The following is a 22,330-nucleotide window of genomic DNA, read 5'->3' as shown; positions in this document are numbered from 1 at the left end:
ACGTCGCCGGGACGCGCAAGCGAAACGGAAACGACAAGCGGACGTGGCTCAGTTGGTAGAGCATCACCTTGCCAAGGTGAGGGTCGCGAGTTCGAATCTCGTCGTCCGCTCGATGTGGGGGATCTTCCCGAACCCCTGTATTCACTCCTGGTGGAGTGGCCGAGAGGCGAGGCAACGGCCTGCAAAGCCGTCTACACGGGTTCAAATCCCGTCTCCACCTCCAAGGACGATTAGCTCAGCGGGAGAGCGCTTCCCTGACACGGAAGAGGTCACTGGTTCAATCCCAGTATCGTCCACTGGACCCCCGGGTCCTGGATCTTCGGATCACCCGCGCGATTAGCTCAGCGGGAGAGCGCTTCCCTGACACGGAAGAGGTCACTGGTTCAATCCCAGTATCGCGCACGCAGTACGCAGACCTTCGGGTATGTTCGTGTGCACCCCGCGCGATTAGCTCAGCGGGAGAGCGCTTCCCTGACACGGAAGAGGTCACTGGTTCAATCCCAGTATCGCGCACCACCAAGAAGCCCCCGGCCGCATCTCGCGGCCGGGGGCTTCTTCGTACCCCCGGTCAGGAGGAGAAGAGCATCCGGCCGAAACCGCGCTGGCGGTAGTGACCGCCGCCGTGGTGGCCACCGTGGTGCGGGGCGCCCCAGGCGGGAGCGGCCGGGGCGGGCTGCGCCGGGTAGGCCTGCGGGGCGGGCGGCGCCGGCGGGGCCTGCTGGACCCACTGGGACTCCAGGCGGGTCAGGGCCTCCAGCTCGCCGTAGTCCAGGAATATCCCGCGGCAGCCGCTGCACTGCTCGATCTGGACGCCGTTGCGGTTGTACGTGTGCATGGCCGCATGGCACTTGGGACACTGCATGGTCGGCTCAACTCCCTGACTTCGCCGTTCGAATGGTGCTTCACCTTAACGGGACGCCGAACCGGCCGATTCGGTTCGGAGTCCGGCGATACGGGCACAGGTGTCGATCATCACGTCCTCCACCTCGTCGAGCGGCCGGTGCTCCGCCGTCGACTTGGCGAGCGCCAGGGCGGCGGTCTGGACCGTCAGGGCACGGGCGGGCACGTCGAGTCGGATCCATGGATCGGCGCCCACGGCGGGACCGCCCGCCCGCTGGTACGCGCCGAGGAAACGGGACCAGACCTCCGGGGGGAGGAGCCCGGCGGCGAACCAGGCGGCGGGGCGGGCCAGATCCCAGGCGGGGTCGCCCAGGCCCAGGTCGTCCACGTCGATGAGCCGCCAGGCGGCGGGGGGTGCGGGCCGGTCGGCCGGGGCCGGTACGGGAGCCGGCACGCGCACCAGCTGCCCCAGGTGGAAGTCGCCGTGGCAGAGCAGCCGGGTGGCCGGGGAGGCCCCGCCGGGGGTCGGCCGCCGGGCGGTGTCGGGGATCGACCGCCAGGCCGCCTCCACCGTCGCCGCCGCCGGGTGGTCCGGCGCCGTCCCGCGCATCCGGTCCACCGCCAGGGCCACCTTGAGGGGAGCCCGCATCTCCGGGAGCCGGTCGGCCAACCCGGGGGGCGGCGGTGTCCGGTGAAGCCCGGCGAGGAGCGTCGCCGCCTCCTCCCACGGGGCGGCGTCGGGGTCCGCGGGGTCGACCGGTGGGCCGTACGGCCACAACGTGACGGGGCGGCCGTCGAGTTCGCCGGGCGTGCGGGCGGGGGTGAGGTCCGGAGTGGGCGCGGGCGTCGGGAGGGGCGGGAGGAGGATGTCCGCGACGTCCGGGTGGCCGGCCAGTGCCAGACGCGCGCGGTGCGCCTCGGGGTCCGTACCCGGCGCGTGCGCCTTCGCGACCAGCCGCCCGTGACGCACGACCGTCCCGTCGTCCCGGTCGGCCAGCACTCCGACGAGGCCGCTCGCGCAGTGGCAGGGCGTGCCCGGGCGGTGGGCGGCGGCGTGCGCGAGGGCGGCGAGCCGGTCGAGGGGAGGCCGGTGAGGGGAGTCCACGGAGGGAGCGTACGGGGCGGAAAGGCGCGAGGGCCGGTCAGCTCCCCAGCTGACCGGCCCCACGCTGCCGTCCGCCGCACCCCCGTCCCCACGGGGCTGATGGCCGGATGTCCCGACCCGGGCCGCTCTCCCGGGTCCGGGGCGCTTCTCAGCGCCCCAGCATCACGCCCACGGACGACGCCTGTGTGACCACCGCTTCCCAGCCGCCGAAGACGACCACGAGCAGGGCCGCGAGAGGGAGGACCATGGCGGTGGCCACCAGGGGGTGACGCCGGCTCGAAGGCTGCGTGCTCGTCCGAAGTGCCGAGAAAGCCATGGTTCCTCTCCTGTCGTGTCTGGCGCGGCGGGTGCGTGACCTCGGGGGACGAGTGCTGCACCCGCCGCTTGACCTCAACACTAGGGAGCCGGGAGGGCCTGGACGTCATGCCCGCGTACCGACTTGCGGGCCTCCCGGAGGATGACGCCCGGCCGGACGGCGTACTCCCCTGGGTGGAGACGGGGGCCGGGAAGCCGGGGTCTTCCCTGAGGGATTGCGGGAGGGCCGGCGGAGGGGTGGCGGCGGCGTGACTTCGCCCACATCGCCGGGGGCCGGACGAACGCCCTGGTCCGGGGGGCTTCCCCGGCATCCCCGGGACCCGGCGGCCCGTTCCTGGACTGATCGTCAACTGGGGTGTCGGGGCCGGGGGTTGGCGCGGTGCCCGTTGCGGGCCGCCGTCCCCTCTCCCCCTCAGTACTGACAATCGATCCCGGTGCGAGGGCGCGGCCTATGAGCACGTACGGGCGCCACTACGTAAGCTGTGCCACGTCGAACGGACGAGGGGACGGACATGGCGATGATGCGGCTCCGGCGCGAGGATCCGCGGATCGTCGGGTCGTTCCGGCTCCACCGCAGGCTGGGGGCCGGCGGGATGGGCGTCGTGTACCTGGGGTCCGACCGGCGCGGCCAGCGGGTGGCGCTGAAGGTGATCCGGCCCGATCTGGCCGAGGACCAGGAGTTCCGTTCGCGGTTCGCCCGTGAGGTGTCGGCGGCCCGGCGGATCCGTGGCGGCTGTACGGCCCGGCTCGTCGCCGCCGACCTGGAGGCCGAGCGCCCCTGGTTCGCCACCCAGTACGTACCCGGTCCCTCGCTGCACGACCGGGTCGCCGAGGAGGGCGCGCTGCGCGCCGCCGACGTCGCCACGATCGGGGCCGCGCTCTCGGAAGGCCTCGTCGCCGTCCACGAGGCCGGGGTCGTGCACCGCGACCTGAAGCCCTCGAACATCCTGCTCTCCCCCAAGGGCCCCCGGATCATCGACTTCGGCATCGCCTGGGCCACCGGGGCCAGCACCCTGACCCATGTGGGCACCGCCGTCGGCTCCCCCGGCTTCCTCGCCCCCGAGCAGGTGCGCGGCGCGGCCGTCACCCCCGCCACCGACGTGTTCTCGCTCGGCGCCACCCTGGCGTACGCGGCGATGGCCGACTCCCCCTTCGGGCACGGCAGTTCCGAGGTCATGCTCTACCGAGTGGTGCACGAGGAACCGCAGCTGAGCGGGGTGCCGGACGCGCTGGCGCCGCTCATCCGCGCCTGTCTCGCGAAGGACCCCGAGGACCGGCCCAGCACGCTCCAGCTGTCCATGCGGCTCAAGGAGATCGCAGCGCGCGAGGCGCAGGGGCTGCCGGTCTCCCGGCCGCCCGTCCAGCGCGACCGGGCCGAGGAGCGGCACGCCGTGCGGCCGACCGAGCGCTACACCGAGCGGGACGTGCCCGGCCGGGGGCCGGAGCGGGACGCACCCGGTCGCGGTGTCGACCGGAACACCGAGCGCGGCGCCGAGCGGGCGGCCGACCGAGGGGCCGATCGTGGGCCGGAGCGCTCCTCCGAGCGTGGCCACGGGCGTGGGCCCGGGCCCTCCTCCCGGCCCTCCGCCGGACCCCGCACCGGGGGGCGCCCCGCCACCCGGCCCGGCGGGCGCTCGACATCGACGGGCCGCCGCCCCGCCAACCCTCGGCTGCTGCGGCAGCGGCTCTTCGTCTTCGTCGTCGTGACCCTGGTCGTGGCGCTCGGCATCGCCGCCGCCCAGGCGCTCCAGGGGTAGCCGCGGCGGGGCCGCTGGCTTCTCCCGCGGGGCTCAGGACTCCGGGCGGCCCGTCGCCACCGCGTAGAACGCCACCGCCGCCGCCGCGCCCACGTTCAGCGAGTCGACGCCGTGGGCCATCGGGATGCGGACCCACTCGTCCGCGGCGCGCAGGGCCTGTGTGGACAGGCCGTCGCCCTCCGCGCCCAGCATCAGCGCCACCCGCTCCAGGCGGTGCGGGGCCGCCTCGTCGATCGACATCGCCTTCTCGGCCGGGGTCAGCGCCAGCAGCTTGAAGCCCGCCTCCCGCACCGTCTCCAGGCCGCGCGGCCAGCTGTCCAGGCGGGCGTACGGCACCGAGAACACCGCGCCCATCGACACCTTCACCGAACGCCGGTACAGCGGGTCCGCGCAGTCCGGCGACAGCAGCACGGCGTCCATGCCGAGCGCCGCCGCGCTGCGGAAGATCGCGCCGATGTTGGTGTGGTCGTTCACCGACTCCATCACCACCACGCGGCGGGCGCCCACGAGCAGTTCGGCGGCGTCCGGGAGCGGCTTGCGCTGCATCGAGGCGAGGGCGCCCCGGTGCACGTGGTAGCCCGTGACCCGCTCCGCGAGGTCCGGCTGGATCGCGTACACGGGCGCCGGGACCTCGTCGATGACGTCCCGCATCACGTCGACCCACTTGGCGGAGAGCAGCATCGACCGCATCTCGTACCCCGCCTGCCTGGCCCGGCGGATGACCTTCTCGCCCTCGGCGATGAACAGGCCCTCGGCCGGCTCCCGTCTGCGGCGGAGTTCTACGTCGGTCAGACCGATGTAGTCGCGCAGGCGCGGGTCGTCGGGGTCGTCGATCGTGATGAGTTCGGCCACGGTGTGATACTGCCCTGTCCGGCGTGTGGTGCCAATGTGTGTGCGGTGGGGTTCGGGAACCCTCGGGGAGGGGTCGCGCAGGTGGGTGGGGCCCGTCAGACGGCCGGACCGGTCGGGCGGTTCGGGCCCTCGGTCACCACGTCGCCGATGACGATGACGGCGGGCGGACGGACCTCCCGCGCCCTGACCGTCTCCGCGACCGTCGCGAGCGTGGCGTCCACCCGGCGCTGGGCCGCCGTCGTGCCCTCCTGGACCAGGGCCAGCGGAGTCTCCGGGTCCTTGCCGTGGGCGATCAGCGTCTCGGCGATCTTCCCGATCTTGTCCACGCCCATCAGGATGACGAGCGTGCCGGTGAGCTTCGCCAGCGACGCCCAGTCGACGAGGGAACGCCGGTCGTCCGGGGCCACGTGGCCGCTGACCACCGTGAACTCGTGGGCCACGCCCCGGTGCGTCACCGGGATGCCCGCAGCGCCCGGCACCGAGATCGAGCTGGAGATGCCCGGCACCACCGTGCAGGCGATGCCCTCGGCGGCGAGCGCCTGCGCCTCCTCCATGCCCCGGCCGAAGACGAACGGGTCGCCGCCCTTGAGCCGTACGACGGACCTGCCCGCCTTCGCGTGCTCGATCAGCGCGTTGTTGATGGCCTCCTGGGCCATGAACCGGCCGTACGGGATCTTGGCCGCGTCGATCACCTCGACGTGCGGGGGCAGCTCGTCCAGGAGGTCCCGGGGGCCGAGGCGGTCCGCGATGACCACGTCCGCCTCCGCGAGCAGACGGCGGCCGCGCACCGTGATCAGGTCCGGGTCGCCGGGGCCACCGCCGACCAGGGCCACGAAGGGGGTGCGCGCGCGGTGCTGCGGGGCCGCGATCGAACCGTCCCGCAGGCCCTCCAGGATCGCGTCCCGCACGGCGGCGGAGCGTCGCGGATCGTGGCCCGTGAGCACGGCCACGGTGACGCCCTCCCCGCGGCCGGTGGCCGGGGTCCAGGCGGTGGCCGCCTCCGCGTCGTCGGAACGCACGCACCAGGTCCGGGTCCGCTCGGCCTCGGCGGAGGCGGCGGCGTTCGAGACCGGGTCGGTGGTGGCGACCAGGGCGTACCAGGCGTCGGCGAGGTCGCCGTCCTCGTAGCGCCGCTTCGTCCACGTGATCTCGCCGGCCTCGGCCATCGCCTCCACGGACGGGGTCGCGGAGGGGGAGATCAGGGTGATGTCGGCGCCCGCGGCGATCAGGGCGGGGAGCCGGCGCTGGGCGACCTGGCCGCCGCCGAGGACGACTACCCGGCGGCCGGCGAGGCGCAGGCCTACGGGGTAGGCGGGGTGCGTCGTCGCTGGGGCGGTGTGATCGGCGTGCTCGGCCATGGGTGAGCGGCTCCTCGGAGGGCGGGTGCTGGCGCGGGCCGCTGCTGCGGTGAAGCGGCTGGTAGGACCACGATATCCGTGGCCCTGGGGCGTCACTCTGTGACGGATCTCCCGGACGGGGGTAGGACGGCTCCTGGGTGGGGGCCGGACGGTTCCCTGGTGGGGGGTGGGGATCGTTCCCTGGTGGGGGTGGGGATCGTTTCCTGGTGGGTGGGAGGGCTGATTCACGGTGGGCCTTGCCCGGTGGCACGTCGTGTGTGGGGGCCGCTCCGGGGTCGTGTTCGGGACTGCATGATGTACGGCGCGTGTCCGGCCCTGGAGAGCTGAGCGCTTCTTCTCCGCGCCACGAATCACGCTTTACGTCCCGAACACGGCCCCGGCGCGTCCCCCACTCCCATCGTGGGCGGGAGACGCGCCGGGGGTGCCGCTACTTCTCTGTCACACCGGCCGAGTCGAACGTGGCCACCTCGTGCATCGCGCGGGCCGCGCTCTGCACCAGCGGGAGGGCGAGCAGTGCGCCCGTGCCCTCGCCGAGACGGAGGTCCAGGTCGACCAGGGGGCGCAGCCCCAGCTTGTTGAGCGCGGCCACGTGGCCGGGCTCGGCGCTGCGGTGACCGGCGATGCAGGCCGCGAGGGACTCCGGCGCGATGGCTCGGGCCACGAGGGCCGCCGCACCGGTGGACACCCCGTCGAGGATGACCGGGGTCCGCAGGGAGGCCGCGCCCAGGATCAGGCCGACGAGGGCCGCGTGCTCCAGGCCGCCGACCGCCGCGAGGGCGCCGATGGGGTCCTCCGGGTCGGGCCGGTGCAGGGCCAGGGCGCGCCGGACCACGTCCACCTTGCGGGCGTGCGTCTCGTCGTTGATGCCCGTGCCGCGGCCCGTGACCTCGGCCGGGTCCACATCGGTGTAGACGGAGATCAGGGCGGCGGACGCGGTGGTGTTCGCGATGCCCATCTCGCCGGTGAGGAGCGCCTTGTTCCCGGCGGCGACCAGGTCCCGGGCCGTCTCGATGCCGACCTCGATCGCGGCCAGGACCTCGTCGCGGCTCATGGCGAGCCCCGTGGTGAAGTCGCCGGTGCCGGGGCGGACCTTGCGGGGCAGGAGGCCGGGGGTGGCCGGGAGTTCGGAGGCGACGCCCACGTCGATGACGCAGACCTCGGCGCCGACCTGGTTGGCGAAGGCGTTGCAGACCGCTCCCCCGCCGAGGAAGTTGGCCACCATCTGGCCGGTGACCTCCTGCGGCCAGGGCGTCACGCCCTGCGCGTGGACGCCGTGGTCGCCCGCGAAGATCGCCACGGCCGCGGGCTCGGGGATCGGCGGCGGGCAGACCCGGGAGAGGCCGGAGAGCTGGGCGGAGATGATCTCCAGCATGCCCAGGGCCCCCGCGGGCTTGGTCATGCGCTTCTGGCGCTCCCAGGCCTCGCCGAGCGCCTTGGCGTCCAGCGGGCGGATGCCGGCGATGGTCTCCTGGAGCAGGTCGTGCGGCTCCTCGCCGGGCAGGGCGCGGCGGCCGTACGTCTCCTCGTGGACGACCCAGGCCAGCGGGCGGCGCTTGGACCAGCCCGCCTGCATCAGTTCGGGCTCCTCGGGGAACTCGTCGACGTACCCCACGCAGAGGTACGCGACGACTTCGAGGTGCTCGGGCAGGCCGAGGGCGCGGACCATCTCGCGCTCGTCGAAGAAGCTGACCCAGCCGACGCCGAGGCCCTCGGCGCGGGCGGCGAGCCAGAGGTTCTCGACGGCGAGCGCCGAGGAGTACGGGGCCATCTGCGGCTGCGTGTAGCGGCCGAGGGTGTGGCGGCCGCCCCGGGTGGGATCGGCCGTCACCACGATGTTGACCGGGGTGTCGAGGATGGCCTCGATCTTCAGTTCCTTGAACTGCTTGGCCCGGGCCTTCGGCAGCGACTTGGCGTACGCCTCGCGCTGGCGCCCGGCCAGTTCGTGCATGGTCTGCCGGGTCTCGGCGGAGCGGATGACGACGAAGTCCCAGGGCTGCGAGTGGCCGACGCTGGGGGCCGTGTGGGCGGCCTCCAGGACGCGGAGCAGCACCTCGTGCGGGATCGGGTCGGAGCGGAAGCCGTTGCGGATGTCGCGGCGCTCGCGCATGACGCGGAGGACCGCCTCGCGCTCGGCGTCGTCGTAGCCGGGCGCCGGGGCCGATTCGGCCACGGGCCGGTCGTCGTCCTCCGGGTCGGTCGGCTCGTCCTCGGGGGCGGGCCGGTCGGCTTCCGGGGTGAGCCGGTCGTCCTCCGGGGCGGCGGCCGCGACGGGCCGGGCCTGGGGCGACTGCTCCGGCAGGTCGGACGCGGGGGTCGCCTCGGCGGACTCCTCGGCGGACTCCTCGGGGGCCGCCGGCTCCTGCGGCAGCGCCTCGGGGGCGTCCTCCGCGGCCTCGACCGGCTCCGGGAGGGGCTCCGCCGGCTGCTCGGTGGCCGCTTCCGGTCCGGGGGTCGCTTCGGGGGTCTGCTCCGGCGTGTCCTCCGGGACGAACGGGACCTCGTCGGCGACCGCCTCGACGGGGGCCTCCTCAGGGGCCTCCGCGGCCACGGCCTCGGGGACCGGCTCGGCCTGGGGCTCCTCGGCCGGGGCGACCTCGGCCGGGGCCTCGGCGACCGGCTCCTCGGCCGGCACGGGTTCCGGCGCCTGCTCGGCCTCGGGGACGGCGACGGCCTCGGGCACGGCGACGGCCTCGGGGACCGCGACCGGCTCGGGGACGGCGACCGGCTCGGGCTCCTCGGCGTCCGCCGGAACGGGCTCGGGCGTCTCGGCCGCGGGCTCGCCCTCGCGCGGGGCGGGGACGGTGACCGGGGCGTCGACGGTCTCCGGGGCGGCCTCCACGACCGGGGCCGGGGCGTCGGTGACCTCGTCGGCCGGGGCCTCGGGGGCCGTCGCGGCCTCCTCGGGAGCCGGCTCGGTCGCCGGGACCGGGGCCAGGTGGGGGGTCGTCGGTACGTTGCCCTCGACCTGGATGAACTGGCCGCTCTGCGGGACGACCGTTTCTGCGGAAAGGGACTCGGCCGGCGGGGCGGCCGCGGTCTCCTGCGGCTGCGCGGCCCACGGCTCGGCGCCCTGCGGCGCGAGCTGCTGGTCCTGCGCGATGTCGAAGTACTCGGGGCCGGTGGTCGGCGGGCCCGGGTTCCGTACCGGTACGGGCGCGGGACCGGTGGCCACGAGCGGTTCGGGTACGGGGACCGGGGCGGGCTGGGGGGCCGGGGCGTGCGCGGCGGCGGGGCCGCGGTCGGCCAGCGAGAGCACGACGCCGCCGGCTTCGGGGACGGCCGGGCCCATGTGCAGCGGACGGCGGGCGGGCTGCGGGGTCGGCGCCGTGGCGGGCGGGGGCACACGGACCCCGCTGAGGTCCACGGAGCCGGAGTCGCGACCGGCGGCCTCGTGCGCGCCGGTGTCGAGGATGCCGGGCTCGTAGCCGTGCTCGGTGGGCGCCTGCTCCTGGGGTGCCAGGGGGACGCCGTGGGCCGGGGTACCGGTGAACTGCTGGTCCAGCGGGACGCCGTGGGCCGGGGTACCGGTGAACTGCTGGTCCAGCGGAACGCCGTGGGCCGGGGTGCCGTTCGGCTGGTGGCCGAGCGGGACGCCGTGGGCCGGAGTGCCGGGGTACTGGTCCAGCGGCACGCCGTGCGGCGGGGTGCCGACGGGGACGCCCTGCGGCGGGGTGTGGCTCTGCGGGGCCGTGAGGACGTCACCGAGGGCGATCGAGTCCAGCGGGGCCGTCAGCGGGTCGTGCGGCGGGGTCTGCGCGTCGGGGGACGCCGGGTGCGGGACGGCCGCCCGCGGCACGCTCTCGTGGGGTGCCGACTGGTGCGGGAGGACGGGTGCCGGCGGCGGGACCGCGACCGGCGGTGCGGGCGCGACGCCCGGCGGGTGCTCGCTCCAGGCGCCCTGGGCGCCCGGCATCAGAAGCAGGTCGTCGTCCTCGGTGGTGTGCTCGGAGGGGTCCAGGAAGGTGTACGCGCCCGGAGCGGGGATGCCCGGCTGCTCGACCATGCCTGCGTTCTCCGGCAGCCCCTCGCCCGGGACCTGGCCGGTGTCCGTCATGCGTACCCCTCGCCCATCGCTTGTGCTCCTTCAGACCTGCGCCCGTCGACAAGAACGAGCGCGCGCGCCGCGCGGCACGAAGGACACGCGGACACCCGTACATTGTCGCGGCCCGCGGCCCTCGTGGCAGGGAGATCCGCCACGGTGCGCTGTGGACTGCGCCACGTCGCGCGGTCCCCCCTTGTCGCCTACCACATCAGCGGCGCGATCTGGCCACCATTTCGGGACATTGGCGAACGAAGCGCCGAACATCCGGATGCGGTACAACAATCGGCCAGCCTACCTGCCCGCGCGGGCGGCAGGGGCACGGGTTCGGTCAGTGGGAAAGGTCGGTCCTGCGGCCGGAGAGCAGGAAGACGACCGAGCGCTCGCGTTCCGACCAGTCGTCCGGTTCGAGCCCGACGGTCTGGAGGAGGAGGCTCTCCACGGTGTAGCCGCCGTCGGCGAGGGCGGCGCCGATCGCCTCGGCCTCGTCGCGGGTGGAGGCGTGGGCGACGATGCGTTCCGGCCGCCGGTCGGTGCAGGCGGTGACGACGGCGACACCGCCCTCGCCGATCCGGACGACATCGGGTTCGGGCAGGTTCTCCAGGACGTGCGGGGCGCGCCCGGGGACGGTCTGGAGGAGGACGCCGTTGCGGCGGGCGGCCTGCTCGGTGCGGGCGCAGGCGGCCGGATCGGCGTCGACGGCGATGACGGCGGCGCCGAAGCGGGCCGCCTCGACGGAGAAGGCGCCGCCCGCGCAGCCGATGTCCCAGACGAGGTCGCCGGCCCGGGGGCCGAGGCGGGCGAGTTGGAGGGCGCGCAGGGAGGGGTCCCCGCCCGCGCCGGTCCTGCGGGCGGTGGCGTACCCCTCGGGGGCGTACTCCTCCGTGGGCAGGCCCCAGCCGCGGACCGGGTGGCCCGACGTGTCCTGACCCGAGAGCCAGGGGGCGGCGGCGGGGGTGCCGCCGCCCGTGACGCCGCCGATGACGAGGACGACGTTCGGGTCGCGCCAGGCGTGGTCGGCGGCCTTGTCGGAGGTGAGGACGGAGACCTGTTCCCGGTCGGTGCCGAGTTCCTCGCAGACGACGAAGGTGCGGTGGACGCCGTCGAGGAGGAGGGCGAGCTCGGCCGGTCCCGCACCGGGGGAGGTGAGGACGGCGACCTTGGGGTGGGCGCGGCAGACGTTGACGGCGCGGCGGAGGGTGCGCTGGTGGGCGACGACGGTCCGGGCGTCCTCCCAGGGCATCCCGGCCCGCGCGAAGGCGGCGGCGACGGAGGAGACGGCGGGGACGACCTCGACCTCCAGCCCGTGCTCGGGGGCGCGCAGGGTGCGGACGACGCCGAAGAAGCCGGGGTCTCCGTCGGCGAGGACGACGGCGGTGCCGCGGTGGCCCGCGATGCGGCGGGCGGCGAGGTCGACGCTGCCGAGCCGGATGCGTTCGGCGGCGGGCGGTACCTCGGGCAGGGCCAGGTGGTGCGCGGCACCGGCCACCAGGGTGGCGGCCGAGAGCGCGGACCGGGCCGCCGCGGTGAGGGGCGAGCCGTCCCAGCCGATCACCGTGACGCGGTCGGCCATGGTCGTCTGTCTCCTGGTGTCGTCGCAGGTCGGGGGCGTGCCGAGGGTACCCCGGAAGGGAGTCCGGGATCAGTTCCAGTCGGTGTACGAGGAGTATCCGGCCTCGGCCATCTGGTCGGCGACGTCGTCGAGGTCCTCGGGGAGGAGGCCCCAGACGATGAAGTCGGTGCGCAGTTCGGTCCAGCCGCCGTCCTCGGTGCGGGTGCGGGCTATGCAGGCGTTGCGCAGGACGCCCTCGCTGATGCAGCCGATCTTCTGGGCGACCTGCTGGGAGGCGGTGTTGTCGGCGGCGGTGCGCAGCTCGAGGCGCTCGAACTTCTGGTCGCCGAAGAGCCATTGGGCGGTGGCGAGCGCCGCTTCGGAGGCGTAGCCCTCGCCGCGGGCCCAGGGGGCGATGATGTAGGACATCTCGGTGGAGCGGACGCGCCAGTCGGTGTTGCCCAGTTGGACGACGCCGACCAGGCGCTGGGTGAGGAACTCGGTGACGGCGAGGTCGATGCCGCGGCCCGCGGCGCGTTCGGTGGGCGCGTACTCGGTGATCCAGTGGAGGGCGGCGGCCTCGGTGTAGGGCTGGGGCACGGCGGTCCAGGCGCCGACGAGTTCGTCGTTCATCATGTCGGCGAGGGCGGGGGCGTCCGCCTCTTCGAGCGCGCGCAGCACCAACCGGTCCGTGTTGATGGAGATGTCCGGAAAGGTGGTAGTCATGCTCAGCTCCATGCCGTGGACCGTCCGAATCGACCGTGAACGCACAGCATGCAGCATGCGACCGCCGGTGCGCATGGCCGGGTGGGGTGTCGGGCGGGGGTACGGCGAAGGCCCCGCGCACCGGACGGGATGCGGGGGCCTTCTGCACAAGGACTGTACGGGGGAACCGGTCTGACGGCCCCTCGGACGGCCGGGCCCTACTTGACGGCGCCGAAGGCCGGGATGACCGAGCCCTTGTAGGTGTCCTCGATGTACTTCTTCACCTCGGGCGAGTTGAGGAGCTTGGCGAGCTTCTGCACGCGGGCGTCCTTCTCGTTGCCCTCCTTGACGGCGAGGAAGTTGGCGTACGGGTTGCCTTCGGCCTTCTCCAGGACGAGGGCGTCCTTCGCCGGCTCCAGCTTGGCCTCGATGGCGTAGTTGCCGTTGATGACGGCGGCGTCCACGTCGTTCAGGGCGCGGGGCACGGTGGCGGCCTCCAGCTCCTTGAACTCCAGGCCCTTCTTGTCGGTGATGTCGGAGATCTTGGCGTTGGTGCCAACGCCGGGCTTGATGGTGATCAGGCCGTTCTCCGCGAGCAGCTGGAGCGCGCGGCCGCCGTTGGTGGTGTCGTTCGGCACGGCGATGGTCTGGCCGGGCTTGATGTCCTTCACCGACGCGAGCTTCTTGGAGTAGAGGCCCAGCGGCTCCAGGTGGACGTTGACCACGGGGACGATGGTGGTCTTGTTCTTCTGGTTGAAGTCGTCGAGGTACGGCTTGTGCTGGAAGAAGTTGGCGTCGACCTGGCCGGACTGGGTGGCGGTGTTCGGCAGGACGTAGTCCGTGAACTCCTTCACCTCCAGCTTCAGGCCTTCCTTCGCGGCCAGCTTGTCCTTGACGTAGTTGAGGATGTCGGCGTGCGGCGTCGGGGACGCGGCGACGACGAGCGGCTTGTCGGCGGCGCCGGCCGCGTCCTTGGAGGAGGACGGGTCCGAGGAGGTGCCGCAGGCGCTGAGGCCGAGGGCGAGGGCAGCGGTGGCGGCGATACCGGCGGTGAGCTTGATGTTCTTACGCACGAAGAGTGCCTCTTTCCGGTGGTGCGGTGGACGCCTGGACAACAAGTCCGGGCTGTTCTTCGAAAGGACGAAGTCTGGGGGGGCCGGGGGGCCGTTACGCGGTGCGGCCCCGGCGGGCGAGGAGCCGTACGACCCCGTCGCCGATGAGCTGGACGACGGTCACGACGAGGACCAGGACGACGACGGTGACCAGCATGAACGTGGTGTCGAAGCGCTGGTATCCGTAGGTGACGGCCTTGGAGCCGAGGCCTTCGCCGCCGACCGCGCCGGCCATCGCCGAGTAGCCGATGAGGACGATGACCGTGGTGGTGACGCCCGAGACCAGCGAGGGCAGGGCCTGCGGGAGCAGCACCTTGCGGACGATGGTGGGGATGCCGCCGCCCATGGCCTGGACGGCCTCGACGAGTCCGTGGTCGACCTCGCGGATCGAGGTCTCGACGAGGCGGGCGAAGAAGGGGATGGCGCCGATGGCGAGCGGCACGATCATCGCGGTCGGGCCGATGAAGGTGCCGACGACGAAGGTGGTGAAGGGGATCAGGGCGATCAGCAGGATGATGAAGGGCAGCGAGCGCCCCACGTTCACGATCGCACCGACGATCTTGTTCACGGCCAGGTTCTGCAGCAGTCCGCCCGTGTCCGTGAGGACGAGGAGGATGCCGAGCGGGAGGCCGCCGAGGACGGTGACGACGGTGGCCCACAGGACCATGTAGAGCGTGTCGACGGTGCCCTGCTCCAGCAGGGGCTGCATCTCGGACCAGGTCACTTGGCACCTTCCTTCACCAGCACGGTCGCCACGTCGGACACCGATTCCTGGACAACCGTTTCTTCGACGACCGCTTCCTCGACGACCTCGACCTGGAGCCCCTGCTCGCGCAGGAAGCCGACCGGGACGACGTTGTCCTCGTACCGCCCGGGCAGCTCGATCCGCATCCGGCCGATCTGCTTGCCGGCCACGGTGTCCATCGCCGCCCCGAGGATCGAGATGTCGATGTTGTACGTGCGGGAGAGCTGGGAGATGACCGGCTGGGTCGCGGCCTCTCCGTGGAAGGTGACGTCGACGACCGTGCGGTCGGGGCCGGTGTGGGAGCCGCTGACCGGGAAGAGCTCGGCCGCCAGCTGGGAGCCGGGGGTGGCGAGCAGTTCACCGACGGTGCCGGTCTCGACGACGCGGCCGTGCTGCATCAGCGCGGCGGAGTCGCAGATCGTCTTCACGACGTCCATCTCGTGCGTGATGAGCAGGACGGTCAGGCCGAGCTGCCGGTTCAGGTCGCGCAGCAGCTGGAGGATGGAGCGGGTGGTCTCCGGGTCGAGGGCGCTGGTGGCCTCGTCGGAGAGCAGGACCTTGGGCTCGCCGGCGAGGGCGCGGGCGATGCCGACGCGCTGCTTCTGTCCGCCGGAGAGCTGGCCGGGGTAGGACTTGGCCTTGTCGGCGAGGCCGACCAGGTCGAGGAGTTCGAGGGCCCGGCGGGACCGCTCGGCGCCGGAGACGCCGAGGATCTCCAGGGGGAGTTCGATGTTGTCCTTCACCGTGCGGGAGGACAGCAGGTTGAAGTGCTGGAAGACCATGCCGATGCTGCTGCGCGCCCGGCGCAGGTCCTTGCCCGCGCGGCGGCCCTTCCCGGCGAGGGCGGTGAGGTCGACGCCGTCGACGGTCACCGTGCCGGAGGTGGGGCGCTCCAGGAGGTTGACGCAGCGGATGAGCGAGGACTTGCCGGCGCCGCTCTGGCCGATCACGCCGAACACCTCGCCCTCGCGGACGTGGAGGTCGACGCCGTCCAGAGCGGTGACCTGCCGGCCGCGCGACTCGTAGACCTTGGTCAGGCCCGAAGTGGTGATCACAGGGGTTTCCGTCACTGTCGAGTGCACGACGCGGGGTCCGTCGTGCACGGGGCATTCGTCTTCGGACAGTCAGGCGCACGGAGGCCGCTCCGGCGGGCGGGCCGGGAGTGGGCTGTGCGCGGGGCGGGCACGCTCCGCCGCCGGTCGGCGGGAGGAGCGGCACAGCCGTCGGGTCTCGCTTCGGGGCGCGAAACTCAGGCGGGGGCCCTCAGAAGGCGCACATTCGACACATACAACGAGCACCGGGCGTAAGGATCGCCTCGGTCGCAAGGATGCGGCTGCTCGTCGTGGTCATGTCTGCAAGTAAAGCATGCGCAGGTGCGAACGAAAGGGGGCTGTCCGAATAGCGGACGTCGTTGAGACGCCATGCGGACACTTCGGAGGCTTCCGTTCCGGTCCGATTCCCCGGTGTGGCCTGCGGGGACGGGCCCGGTGGATCGGTGATCGCGAGGGGGTGGGGCGGGCGGCGCGGGGGCCCGGTGTGGCCAAGGCCACGGTCCGCGCGCGGGGCGGCGGCGGAGGCGCGGGGGGCGAGCGCATCGGGCCTTTCGGACCGTAATACCCTCGGGCGCATGCTTGACGCCCTGACGGTCGCGGTCTCCGTGGCCGCGCTCGCCCTCGCCGCCTGGTGCGGCTTCGCCGCCCTCCGCGACCAGCCGACCAAGGACTGGCACTTCATCGGCATGGCCGTGGTGACCTTCCTCGTCCTGGTCCAGCTGATCGTCGGGATCGTGCAGCTGGTGCGCGGCGAGCAGGCGGAGGAGGGCGCGACGATCTTCGTCGCTTATCTGATCGGGGCGCTGTGCGCGGTGCCCATCGCCGGTTTCATGTCGCTCGCGGAGCGCAGCCGGTGGGGCTCGGCCACGGTGGCCGCCGGAGCGGTCGTCCTGGCCGTGCTCGAAGTGCGCCTCTACGACATCTGGACGGTGGGCTGACCATGACCGGGACGCAGGAGAAGGCGGCACAGGGCGCGAGGACCCGTCTCGTCACGGGCCCGGGCATCCTGCTGGTCTGGCTGTACGGCGTGATGTCGGTCGGCGCGGTCTCCCGCTCGATCTACCAGATCACCACCGAGTTCGACCACGCGCCGCTCGCGTACTCCCTGTCGGCGGTGGCGGCCGTCGTCTACGCCTTCATCACCTACACGCTGGTACGGGGCGGGGAGACGGCCCGGAGGGCGGCGCTGGTGTGCTGCGCCGCCGAGCTCGCGGGCGTGCTGATCGTCGGGACCTGGACGCTGGTCGAGCCGTCCGCCTTCCCGGACACCACGGTCTGGTCGGACTACGGCTACGGCTATCTCTTCATTCCGGTCCTGCTTCCGCTGTCCGGCATCTGGTGGCTGCGCAGGTCGCGTACCGCGACCGCCGCCTGAGCCGGGACGGCCGAAGGGGTCGCGGCGGTCAGGCCGCGGCCTTCTCCAGGGTCACCAGGGTGAGCCTGGGGCCGACCTCGCGGGTGCCGGTCTGCGCGTACCCCTTGCGGCGGTAGAGGCGGAGGTTGCCCTCGCTGCGGTGGCCGGTGAAGAGCTGGAAGCGCTTGGCGGACGGCGCGGGCGGCCCGGCGGTGCCGGTGGGGTCGGCGAAGTGGCGCTCGATGCCGTCGAGGAGTCTGCCGCCGAGACCGTGGCGCCGCAGCCGCGGGTGCACGATCAGCTTGGCGATCCGCACCGTGCCGTCCTCGTCGAGGCGGGCCCGTACGGAGGCGACGACCTCGTCACCGAGCCGGGCCACGAGCCCGTACCCCTCGTCGAGTTCGGTGCGCAGGTCGTCGAGCGACTGGGTGAGCGGTTCGATGGACCAGTCCCCGTACAGCTCCGCCTCGCTCTGGTAGCAGAGGTACTGCAGCTTCAGGATGTGCTCCGCGTCCCGTGCGTCCGCCGCTGAGATGGTCACACTCAGGCCCATGTGTGCACGCCTCCCGCTCATCTGGTCGATCATCGGTTTAACGCACCCTTCCCCGTCGACCGGGGGCGGGAACCTCTGCAGCCAGCATTCTGCGCAGGCATCCCAGGCAACGGGAACGCATCGGCCCCAGACTGCCCTGTGAGATACCCAACTCTCCTGCGATTTCCCGGTACGTGGGGTCCTCGGGGTCGAGCATCGCGGTCAGCACGCGGGGGCAGCGGCCGGGCGTCCTGGTGACCGCGGCGCGCAGGGTGCGGCGGCCCTCGGCCGCCATCAGGGAGTGCTCGGGTGAGCCGTGGGGCAGGGAGCCGGTGGGGTCGTCGGCGGGCTCGTCGCGGTAGGGGCGTTCGCGGTCGCTGGTCCGGCGGGCCCGGCGGGCCTCGGCGCGGACGGCCCGGCGGAGCCATTCGGCGGGCCGCTCGGGGGCGGTGCCCGTCTCCTGGAGCTGTTCGAGGAGGCGGAGCCAGACGGCCTGTTCGAGATCGCCCGGATCGACACCGGCGGCCGGCGCCTCGGCGTCCGACTCGGCGGCGAGCAGCGGCGCGAGGGAGGCGAGGAGCCCGGGGGTGGCGGTGCCGCCGGTGCGGGCGGGGGTGGTGAGGTCGCTCGTGCTGGCGGGGGCGGTGGTGCCGGGGGTCGTCATGAACCGCTCCATGCCGGGGGACGCGGGCGTGGTTGCGGTACGGGGCTCAAACCACCCGGGAGGGGGGTGTGCGGGCCCGGTCGGGGGGCCCGCACGCGCCTCCTAGTCGCGGGCGGTGAGGTCCGCCGCGCCGAGCAGGGCGGTGTCCGGGTTGTCGGAGAAGATGCCGTCGATCCCCGTCTCCAGGTACCGCTTCAGCGCGCCGAAGGAGTCGCCGTAGGCGTTCGGGTCCGTGCCCCGGCGGAAGTCCGCGGGCAGGAAGGAGTTCTCGTTGCGGTGGGTGTACGGGTGGAGGATCAGGCCCGCCGCGTGCGCGTCGCGGACCAGGGTGGTGGGGTCGCCGAGACGGCCGCTCGCGTCCCTGGGGATCACCAGGTCGAGGGTCGGGCCGATGCCCTTCGCGTACGAGGCGATCCAGCGCAGGCCCTTGGGGGTGACCAGGTCGGCGACCGTGCGCGGGTCCCCGGCCTGCACGAAGTCCCAGGGGCGGGTGGTCGCGCCGGAGAGCAGGACCACGCCGGGCGAGTCCACCAGCTTCGCCAGGCGCTGGACGCTGCTGGGCTCGAAGGACTGGAGGAAGACCGGGGAGTTCGCGCGGTGGCGTCCGTAGCGGCGGAGCAGCCTGGCGAGCCGCTCCTCCAGGCCGAGGCCGAGGGAGCGGAAGTAGGTGGGGTGCTTGGTCTCGACGTGGAGCCAGATCTCGCGGCCCCGGCGGCGGCCCTCCTCCTCGGCCCAGCGGAGCACCTCCTCGAAGGTGGGGATCGTCCACCGGCCGTCGTAGAGGGTGTTCTCCTGGCGGGTGCCGGGGATGCGCTCCTTGGCCCGCAGGGTCTTGAGCTCGGCGAGGGTGAAGTCCTCGGTGAACCAGCCGGTGTACGCGATGCCGTCGACGCTCTTGGTGGTCTTCCGGGAGGCGAATTCGGGGTGGTCGGCGACGTCGGTCGTGCCGGTGATGTCGTTCTCGTGGCGGCAGACGAGGTGCCCGTCCTTGGTGGGGACGAGGTCCTGCTCGATGACGTGGGCGCCGAGGTCGAGGGCGTGCCGGTAGGAGCCGAGGGTGTGCTCGGGGCGGTAGCCGCTGGCGCCGCGGTGGGCGATGACGGTGGGGACGGGGAGGGAGCGGTAGCCGCGGCCGTGACCGTGGGCGGCGCCGGCGGTGCCCGACCCGGCGGCCCGGGCCGTGCCCGCGCCGGCCGCGAGGGCCGTGGACGCGCCGAGGACGGTGGCGCCCGCCGCTCCGAGAACCGTGCGCCGTGCCGGGATCCGGCGTTCGCCCTGGGTCATGAGGTGTCCTCCTGTGTCCTGTCCCGTACCTGTCGACGGGTGCCCCCGACGCTAGGCACCGACCCCCTACGGACGGCAGACCCCGGCGGAACATGGCGGAAACTCACGTCAACACTGCGTATCCACTCGGTGAACCCGATGTGCGTACGGTGGTGACCCGCGAGTATCGTCCTCAGCTGCACCGTCGGCTCGACTGACCCGCGTCCCACCGGAGGAACCGTTGTCCCGTCTCGCGATCATCAAGGCCGTGCTCGGGCCGGTCATGCGCCTGATGTTCCGCCCCCGCGTGGAGGGCGCCGAGAACATTCCGGGGACCGGTCCCGTCATCCTCGCGGGCAACCACCTGACCTTCATCGACTCGATGATCATGCCGATCTGCCTGGACCGTCCGGTCTACTTCATCGGCAAGGACGAGTACGTGACGGGCAAGGGCATCAAGGGCCGGGCGATGGCCTGGTTCTTCACCAGCGTCGGCATGATCCCGGTGGACCGGGACGGCGGCCGCGGCGGTGTCGCGGCGCTGATGACCGGGCGCCGGGTCCTGGAGGAGGGCAGGATCTTCTCGATCTACCCGGAGGGCACCCGCTCCCCCGACGGCCGGCTGTACCGGGGCCGCACGGGTATCGCGCGCCTCACCCTGATGACGGGCGCGCCGGTGGTGCCGTTCGCGATGATCGGCACCGACAAGATCCAGCCGGGCGGGGCGGGCTTCCCGCGTCCCGGCAAGGTGACGGTCCGCTTCGGCGAGGCGATGGAGTTCTCGCGGTACGACGGGATGGACCGCGACCGCTACGTGCTGCGGGCCGTGACGGACTCGGTGATGACCGAGGTCATGCGGCTCTCGGGGCAGGAGTACGTGGACATGTACGCCACCAAGGCGAAGGCCGCGTAGGCGCCGTGCAGACGTGACGGTGCCCCGTACAGCAGCGCTGTACGGGGCACCGTCACGTCCGGGGCCGGGCGTCAGTGCTCGACGCCGTCCTCCAGCTTCTGGCCCTTGAGCAGGAACCAGGCCGCGACCGCCGTCGCGAGGAGGACCGCCGCGCCGACGCCGGCCGCGATCCGCAGACCGTCGACGAACGCCGCCTGGGCGGCGGAGACGAGGGCCGTCGCCGTGTCCGGGGCGAGGACGCCGGAGGACTCGACCGCGCCGCCGAGCGACTCGTGCGCCGCGGACGCCACGTCGGAGGGGACTCCGGCCGGGGTGGCGAAGCCCCGGTAGACACCGGTGACGATCGAGCCGAGCACGGCGATGCCGAGGGCGGCGCCCAGTTCGTACGCGGTCTCGGAGACCGCGGAGGCGGAACCGGCCTGCTCCTTCGGGACGCTGGAGAGGATCACGTCGGCGGTGACGGTGAAGGCGAAACCGGCGCCCACACCGACGACGAGCAGGGCGGCACCGAGCAGCGGGTAGCCGGTGTGCTGGTCGAGCGTCGTCAGGACGGCGAGCGAGAGGCCGACCGCCGCGAGACCGCCGGCCACCACGAGCCGGACGGAGAAGCGCCGGGCCACGAGGCCCGCGATCAGTCCGGCCGTGACCGCGCCGACCGCCGCCGGGAGTTCGGCGAGTCCGGCCTCCAGGGGCTGGCGGCCCTGGACCAGCTGGAAGAACTGGGACAGGAAGAACACCAGGCCGGAGAGGCCGAGGATGGTCAGCAGGTCGGCGAGGACGGCGCCCGAGAAGCCGCGGTGGCGGAAGAGGCGCATGTCCAGGAGCGGCGAGGGCAGGGTCAGCTGCCTGCGGACGAACCAGGTCAGGGCGGCCGCGCCGAGGAGGGCGGCGGCTGCCGCGTCGAGGGACGGGCCGTGCGAGGCCAGTTCCTTGATCGCGTAGACGATTCCGATCATGCCGACGAGGGAGAGCCCGACGCTCGGCACGTCCCAGGGGCCCGGGTTCGGGTTCTTGGACTCGGGGATCAGCTTGACGCCGACGAGGACGAGGACCGCCATCACGGGCAGGTTGATGAGGAAGACCGAGCCCCACCAGAAGTGCTCCAGGAGGAACCCTCCGACGACCGGTCCGACGGCGGCGCCGGCCGAGGCCATGGCACCCCAGATGCCGATGGCGAGGCTGCGCTCGCGCGGGTCGTGGAAGAGGTTCCGGATGAGCGCCAGGGTCGACGGCATCAGGGTCGCGCCGGCGACGCCGAGCAGCGCACGGGCCACGATCATCATCTCGGGGGTGGTCGCGTAGGCGTTCAGGACCGAGACGGCGCCGAAGGCGACGGCACCGATCAGGAGCAGCTTCTTGCGGCCGATGCGGTCGCCGAGGCTGCCCATGGAGACCAGGAGACCGGCGATGACGAACGAGTAGACGTCGCCGATCCAGAGGAGCTGGGTGCCGGAGGGCTTCAGGTCCTCGGAGAGGAAGGGGGTGGCGAGGCCGAGCACCGTGGCGTCGACCGCCACCAGGAGGACGGCCAGGACGAGGACGGAGAGGGCGAGCCACCGGCCGGGGCGGCGCACGCCCTCCGTATGGCCCGTGGTCTTGAGGGTGCTGACGGTCACTTCTCCACGCTCCTGCGCGCTCCGCCGAGCAGCAGCTCGGCGATCATGTACTGGAAGTCCTTGGCGGCGACCCGGCCGTCCTGCACGGCCCAGGCGCCGGCGCCGACGAGCCCGTAGAAGGCCTCGGCGAGCCAGGCGGGGGTCAGATCGATCCGGAAGACGCCCCGCTCCTGTCCGCGCCGGAAGAGCGCGGAGACGCGGGCGTCGACGTGGGCCCAGCCCTCGTGCTGCTGCTCGCCCTCGAAGAGCTGGTTCTCGGTGACGAGGAACGACAGCAGGGGGGCGACGTCCTCCACCTCGGCCACGAGCCGGCGTACGGCCGCGTCCTCGGGGCCTTCGTCGAGCCCGGCCCGGTCGAGGGCGGCCTCCATCTCCTGCAGCCCGAGTTCTTCGAGCGCGCGCACCAGGGCGTCCCGCCCGGCGAAGTGCCGGTGCAGGGTGGCGCGGCCGATCCCGGCGGCCCGGGCGACCTCGTCCATGGTGGCGGTCGCCTTGCGGGAGAGCAGGGCGGCAGCGGCGCGGAGCACCTGGGTGCGATCGACTGACATGAGACGAC

The 22,330-nt window shown here is 73.1% G+C and carries 20 protein-coding genes and 5 tRNA genes; 9 read left to right on the top strand and 16 right to left on the bottom strand.

The genetic code is table 11. From position 1 onward, the window contains the following. Window positions 1-37: 37 nt before the first annotated feature. The 5 genes from ABT129_RS24530 to ABT129_RS24510 all read left to right on the top strand — a co-directional run bounded on the left by ABT129_RS24530 (window position 38) and on the right by ABT129_RS24510 (window position 516). A tRNA-Gly gene (locus ABT129_RS24530) sits at window positions 38-110 on the top strand. A 39-nt stretch (window positions 111-149) separates the two neighbouring features. After that, window positions 150-223: transfer RNA gene (locus ABT129_RS24525), tRNA-Cys, on the top strand. Window position 224: 1 nt separating this feature from the next. Then, window positions 225-296: transfer RNA gene (locus tag ABT129_RS24520), tRNA-Val, on the top strand. 34 nt (window positions 297-330) lie between these two features. Beyond that, a tRNA-Val gene (locus ABT129_RS24515) sits at window positions 331-402 on the top strand. Window positions 403-441: 39 nt separating this feature from the next. Then, window positions 442-516 (top strand) — tRNA-Val (locus ABT129_RS24510). Between the two features lie 52 nt (window positions 517-568). Here the strand turns inward: ABT129_RS24510 and ABT129_RS24505 are convergent. The 3 genes from ABT129_RS24505 to ABT129_RS24495 all read right to left on the bottom strand — a co-directional run bounded on the left by ABT129_RS24505 (window position 569) and on the right by ABT129_RS24495 (window position 2,261). Beyond that, on the bottom strand, window positions 569-862 hold the full coding sequence (locus ABT129_RS24505; RefSeq protein WP_053644148.1) for a TFIIB-type zinc ribbon-containing protein: 294 nt from the start codon (window positions 860-862) through the stop codon (window positions 569-571). A gap of 45 nt (window positions 863-907) precedes the next feature. Continuing rightward, window positions 908-1,945 carry a phosphotransferase family protein gene (locus ABT129_RS24500; RefSeq protein WP_351905382.1) on the bottom strand — a complete coding sequence of 346 codons (1,038 nt, stop codon included), beginning with the start codon at window positions 1,943-1,945 and terminating at the stop codon, window positions 908-910. A 148-nt stretch (window positions 1,946-2,093) separates the two neighbouring features. Then, window positions 2,094-2,261 (bottom strand): hypothetical protein, encoded by a 168-nt coding sequence (locus ABT129_RS24495; RefSeq protein ID WP_351905380.1) that lies wholly within the window; start codon window positions 2,259-2,261, stop codon window positions 2,094-2,096. Window positions 2,262-2,772: 511 nt separating this feature from the next. Between ABT129_RS24495 and ABT129_RS24490 the strand changes: the two genes are divergently transcribed. After that, window positions 2,773-4,017 carry a serine/threonine-protein kinase gene (locus tag ABT129_RS24490; protein WP_351905379.1) on the top strand — a complete coding sequence of 415 codons (1,245 nt, stop codon included), beginning with the start codon at window positions 2,773-2,775 and terminating at the stop codon, window positions 4,015-4,017. Window positions 4,018-4,050: 33 nt separating this feature from the next. Here the strand turns inward: ABT129_RS24490 and ABT129_RS24485 are convergent, their stop codons facing one another. From ABT129_RS24485 to ABT129_RS24450, 8 genes are all read right to left on the bottom strand, one after another. Then, on the bottom strand, window positions 4,051-4,869 hold the full coding sequence (locus ABT129_RS24485) for a TrmH family RNA methyltransferase (protein ID WP_351905377.1): 819 nt from the start codon (window positions 4,867-4,869) through the stop codon (window positions 4,051-4,053). A gap of 95 nt (window positions 4,870-4,964) precedes the next feature. After that, a complete protein-coding gene (cobA, locus tag ABT129_RS24480; protein WP_351905375.1) occupies window positions 4,965-6,227 on the bottom strand; it encodes a uroporphyrinogen-III C-methyltransferase in 1,263 nt (420 codons plus the stop codon). Between the two features lie 427 nt (window positions 6,228-6,654). Next, window positions 6,655-10,281, bottom strand: coding sequence for a nicotinate-nucleotide--dimethylbenzimidazole phosphoribosyltransferase (cobT, locus tag ABT129_RS24475; RefSeq protein WP_351905373.1), 3,627 nt, complete (start codon window positions 10,279-10,281; stop codon window positions 6,655-6,657). Window positions 10,282-10,597: 316 nt separating this feature from the next. Then, the gene (cbiE, locus tag ABT129_RS24470) at window positions 10,598-11,839 is read right to left on the bottom strand and encodes a precorrin-6y C5,15-methyltransferase (decarboxylating) subunit CbiE (RefSeq protein WP_351905371.1); all 1,242 of its coding nucleotides are present in this window, start codon (window positions 11,837-11,839) and stop codon (window positions 10,598-10,600) included. A gap of 69 nt (window positions 11,840-11,908) precedes the next feature. After that, complete coding sequence (locus ABT129_RS24465) at window positions 11,909-12,544, bottom strand: GNAT family N-acetyltransferase (protein ID WP_351905369.1); 636 nt, start codon at window positions 12,542-12,544, stop codon at window positions 11,909-11,911. A gap of 197 nt (window positions 12,545-12,741) precedes the next feature. Next, complete coding sequence (locus ABT129_RS24460) at window positions 12,742-13,596, bottom strand: MetQ/NlpA family ABC transporter substrate-binding protein (RefSeq protein WP_351905367.1); 855 nt, start codon at window positions 13,594-13,596, stop codon at window positions 12,742-12,744. 94 nt (window positions 13,597-13,690) lie between these two features. Continuing rightward, entirely contained in the window at window positions 13,691-14,359 is a 669-nt protein-coding gene (locus ABT129_RS24455) for a methionine ABC transporter permease (protein WP_351905365.1), read from the bottom strand. Continuing rightward, entirely contained in the window at window positions 14,356-15,435 is a 1,080-nt protein-coding gene (locus tag ABT129_RS24450; protein ID WP_351905363.1) for a methionine ABC transporter ATP-binding protein, read from the bottom strand. Before ABT129_RS24450 ends, ABT129_RS24455 begins: the two co-directional genes overlap by 4 nt. Window positions 15,436-16,007: 572 nt before the next feature. Between ABT129_RS24450 and ABT129_RS24445 the strand changes: the two genes are divergently transcribed. Both ABT129_RS24445 and ABT129_RS24440 read left to right on the top strand, forming a co-directional pair. Continuing rightward, entirely contained in the window at window positions 16,008-16,370 is a 363-nt protein-coding gene (locus ABT129_RS24445) for a hypothetical protein (protein ID WP_351905362.1), read from the top strand. A 2-nt stretch (window positions 16,371-16,372) separates the two neighbouring features. Further along, window positions 16,373-16,807: a hypothetical protein gene (locus ABT129_RS24440; protein ID WP_351905360.1), complete on the top strand. Its 435-nt coding sequence runs from the start codon at window positions 16,373-16,375 to the stop codon at window positions 16,805-16,807. Between the two features lie 28 nt (window positions 16,808-16,835). Here the strand turns inward: ABT129_RS24440 and ABT129_RS24435 are convergent, their stop codons facing one another. The 3 genes from ABT129_RS24435 to ABT129_RS24425 all read right to left on the bottom strand — a co-directional run bounded on the left by ABT129_RS24435 (window position 16,836) and on the right by ABT129_RS24425 (window position 19,266). Continuing rightward, the gene (locus ABT129_RS24435; RefSeq protein WP_351905358.1) at window positions 16,836-17,339 is read right to left on the bottom strand and encodes a GNAT family N-acetyltransferase; all 504 of its coding nucleotides are present in this window, start codon (window positions 17,337-17,339) and stop codon (window positions 16,836-16,838) included. Window positions 17,340-17,376: 37 nt separating this feature from the next. Beyond that, window positions 17,377-17,982 (bottom strand): sigma-70 family RNA polymerase sigma factor, encoded by a 606-nt coding sequence (locus ABT129_RS24430; RefSeq protein ID WP_351905356.1) that lies wholly within the window; start codon window positions 17,980-17,982, stop codon window positions 17,377-17,379. 102 nt (window positions 17,983-18,084) lie between these two features. Then, window positions 18,085-19,266 carry a glycerophosphodiester phosphodiesterase gene (locus ABT129_RS24425; protein ID WP_351905354.1) on the bottom strand — a complete coding sequence of 394 codons (1,182 nt, stop codon included), beginning with the start codon at window positions 19,264-19,266 and terminating at the stop codon, window positions 18,085-18,087. Window positions 19,267-19,486: 220 nt separating this feature from the next. Between ABT129_RS24425 and ABT129_RS24420 the strand changes: the two genes are divergently transcribed. Then, window positions 19,487-20,158 (top strand): lysophospholipid acyltransferase family protein, encoded by a 672-nt coding sequence (locus ABT129_RS24420; RefSeq protein WP_351905352.1) that lies wholly within the window; start codon window positions 19,487-19,489, stop codon window positions 20,156-20,158. Between the two features lie 71 nt (window positions 20,159-20,229). Here the strand turns inward: ABT129_RS24420 and ABT129_RS24415 are convergent, their stop codons facing one another. Both ABT129_RS24415 and ABT129_RS24410 read right to left on the bottom strand, forming a co-directional pair. Continuing rightward, window positions 20,230-21,774 carry an MFS transporter gene (locus tag ABT129_RS24415; protein WP_351905350.1) on the bottom strand — a complete coding sequence of 515 codons (1,545 nt, stop codon included), beginning with the start codon at window positions 21,772-21,774 and terminating at the stop codon, window positions 20,230-20,232. Further along, window positions 21,771-22,322 (bottom strand): TetR/AcrR family transcriptional regulator, encoded by a 552-nt coding sequence (locus ABT129_RS24410; protein WP_351905348.1) that lies wholly within the window; start codon window positions 22,320-22,322, stop codon window positions 21,771-21,773. Before ABT129_RS24410 ends, ABT129_RS24415 begins: the two co-directional genes overlap by 4 nt. Window positions 22,323-22,330: the final 8 nt, after the last annotated feature.

It is taken from the genome of Streptomyces sp. NPDC002057, assembly GCF_040296665.1.
Classification (GTDB): Bacteria; Actinomycetota; Actinomycetes; order Streptomycetales; family Streptomycetaceae; genus Streptomyces.
Note: the sequence above shows the minus strand (reverse complement) of the source record. Positions and strands in the feature narration are given on the sequence as shown.

What these genes read in the sequence shown, in the direction of transcription:
- ABT129_RS24505 (WP_053644148.1), bottom strand. Translation starts at nt 862, where the DNA reads ATGCAGTGTCCCAAGTGCCATGCGGCCATGCACACGTACAACCGCAAC.
- ABT129_RS24495 (WP_351905380.1), bottom strand. Translation starts at nt 2,261, where the DNA reads ATGGCTTTCTCGGCACTTCGGACGAGCACGCAGCCTTCGAGCCGGCGT.
- ABT129_RS24490 (WP_351905379.1), top strand. Translation starts at nt 2,773, where the DNA reads ATGGCGATGATGCGGCTCCGGCGCGAGGATCCGCGGATCGTCGGGTCG.
- cobA (WP_351905375.1), bottom strand. Translation starts at nt 6,227, where the DNA reads ATGGCCGAGCACGCCGATCACACCGCCCCAGCGACGACGCACCCCGCC.
- cobT (WP_351905373.1), bottom strand. Translation starts at nt 10,281, where the DNA reads ATGACGGACACCGGCCAGGTCCCGGGCGAGGGGCTGCCGGAGAACGCA.
- cbiE (WP_351905371.1), bottom strand. Translation starts at nt 11,839, where the DNA reads ATGGCCGACCGCGTCACGGTGATCGGCTGGGACGGCTCGCCCCTCACC.
- ABT129_RS24465 (WP_351905369.1), bottom strand. Translation starts at nt 12,544, where the DNA reads ATGACTACCACCTTTCCGGACATCTCCATCAACACGGACCGGTTGGTG.
- ABT129_RS24445 (WP_351905362.1), top strand. Translation starts at nt 16,008, where the DNA reads ATGCTTGACGCCCTGACGGTCGCGGTCTCCGTGGCCGCGCTCGCCCTC.
- ABT129_RS24440 (WP_351905360.1), top strand. Translation starts at nt 16,373, where the DNA reads ATGACCGGGACGCAGGAGAAGGCGGCACAGGGCGCGAGGACCCGTCTC.
- ABT129_RS24435 (WP_351905358.1), bottom strand. Translation starts at nt 17,339, where the DNA reads ATGGGCCTGAGTGTGACCATCTCAGCGGCGGACGCACGGGACGCGGAG.
- ABT129_RS24430 (WP_351905356.1), bottom strand. Translation starts at nt 17,982, where the DNA reads ATGACGACCCCCGGCACCACCGCCCCCGCCAGCACGAGCGACCTCACC.
- ABT129_RS24425 (WP_351905354.1), bottom strand. Translation starts at nt 19,266, where the DNA reads ATGACCCAGGGCGAACGCCGGATCCCGGCACGGCGCACGGTTCTCGGA.
- ABT129_RS24410 (WP_351905348.1), bottom strand. Translation starts at nt 22,322, where the DNA reads ATGTCAGTCGATCGCACCCAGGTGCTCCGCGCCGCTGCCGCCCTGCTC.